The organism is Streptomyces sp. NPDC002144 (assembly GCF_053593695.1).
Map to the genome: position 1 here is coordinate 1 of NZ_JBSFDB010000161.1, position 1,702 is coordinate 1,702.

2 protein-coding genes are annotated in these 1,702 nt (G+C 69.1%); one reads left to right on the forward strand and one right to left on the reverse strand.

The window, feature by feature from the left end:
- Nucleotides 1–267: 267 nt before the first annotated feature.
- Nucleotides 268–1,098 (forward strand): IS5 family transposase, encoded by an 831-nt coding sequence (locus tag ACWCQ1_RS52070; RefSeq protein ID WP_358593100.1) that lies wholly within the window; start codon nt 268–270, stop codon nt 1,096–1,098.
- Here ACWCQ1_RS52070 and ACWCQ1_RS52075 read toward each other — a convergent pair.
- Entirely contained in the window at nt 1,016–1,615 is a 600-nt protein-coding gene (locus ACWCQ1_RS52075; RefSeq protein ID WP_451030131.1) for a hypothetical protein, read from the reverse strand. The genes ACWCQ1_RS52070 and ACWCQ1_RS52075 overlap by 83 nt on opposite strands.
- Between the last annotated feature and the right edge of the window lie 87 nt (nt 1,616–1,702).

The window sequence follows — 1,702 nt, forward strand, 5'->3', positions numbered from 1 at the left end:
AGTGCGTTGTGGCTAACCGGATCTTGTTCGAGCGGCAGCGGGTGATCGTCTGGACTGAGGTACGGGTGCGGTCGCGGACATGAAAGAACGGGCCCCTTGGTAGTGACGCGGTTACGACACCAGCACGACCAAGGAAGCCCGTTGCCCGATCAGTTGAGCAGCATCTCTGTGCCTGCGTCCACCACGGTCCCCCCTGGGTGTGACTGCTACGTGCACCGGTTCGGTTCGATCGCTCCGGGACGGCGGGCAGGCTGCTATCCCAGTGACATGACGGATGCGGAGTGGGCCGAGGTCCGCTCGGCGATGCCGGTGCCGGCCTGGCTCCTGAAGCGGGGCGGGCGTCCGGAGGCGTATTGCCACCGCGAGATACTCGACGCGGTGCGTTATCTGGTCGACAACGGTGTGAAGTGGATGGCCATGCCGGTCGATTTCCCGTTCTGGCGGGCAGTCTACGACTTCTTCCGCCGCTGGCGGTCCTACGACTACGTGCGTGAGCTGTACGAACGCCTGCGCGTCACTGCGAGGGAGCGTGCAGGCCGCAATGCCGAGCCCAGTGCGGGAATCATCGACAGTCAGTCGGTGGACGCCTCCGAGACCGTGGGCGAGGACAGCCGCGGATACGACGGCGGCAAGTCACGCGACGGGCGCAAGCGCCACATCCTGACCGATACCGAGGGCCTGCTCCTGGAGGTCACCGTGACCACGGCCGATGTGCACGACTCCAAGGCCGCCCCCGCGCTGCTGGAGACGTTCATGGACCAGCCGGGCCGGCTGCTGAAGCTGGTGTGGGTCGACAGTGCCTACCAGGGTCCGGCGCTGGCGCAGGCGTTCGCCCGTCACGGAGTGCGGATCGAGGTCGTGCGCCGCTCCGACGGCAGGCGCGGATTTGTCGTCCTGGCCCGCAGGTGGGTGGTGGAGCGCACGCTGAGCTGGCTCTCCCGCTCACGCCGCCTCAACCGCGACCACGAACGCCGCGCCGACCACCACGCCCAGATGGTGTGGTGGGCCGCCGTGATCAGGCTGTCCCGGCGCCTGGCCGCAGACGCTCCGCGCTGGCCGGAGAAACGCCCCGGCCGACTGCCCCGGGCGCGGGCATGAACCGTCCGTCCTGCGCCCGCACCAGCCAGCCCCGCTTCTCCAGCACGTAGGCACGGTGCCGGATCTTCTCCACCTCGTTCTTGATCTCCGCTTCCCGGCCCACCGCCCGCGTCAGCTCCACCCCGTTCACCGGCCCCGAAGCAGCCACCACCGCGGCGAACACCTCCCGATAGAAGCCGCTGAGCACCTCCTCGCCCATGCCCGACCGCCACACCGGCGGCCGCTCGCCCTGCCCCGCGCCCAAGCCGCTCGATCCCACGGCGGCAGCCATCTCACCACCCGAAGGCACGGATACCGGCGTATTCACCGGGCTCTCCCCGGCCAGCACCGACACGAGTTCCTCACGCCCCACCCGGGCCCGCTCGACCCGCTCCCGCGCGGCATCCACCTCCGCCTGAGCCTGCTCCAGAACCTCCGTCCAGGACTCCAGATCCTGCCGCGCCCGCGCCTCACGCTGCTCCATCAACCCCAGCACCGACGGCACCGCACCCTCCTCGATCCACAACAAGCCGTCCACTGCCTGCCCCTACCCCTCCGCGATCATGCCCCGCACACGACGAAGCCCCTGCTCATCGAACAGGGACTCCCTTTGCCACAACGCACT

Coding starts and splice junctions, on each gene's coding strand:
- ACWCQ1_RS52070 (WP_358593100.1), top strand. CDS start 268: ATGACGGATGCGGAGTGGGCCGAGGTCCGCTCGGCGATGCCGGTGCCG.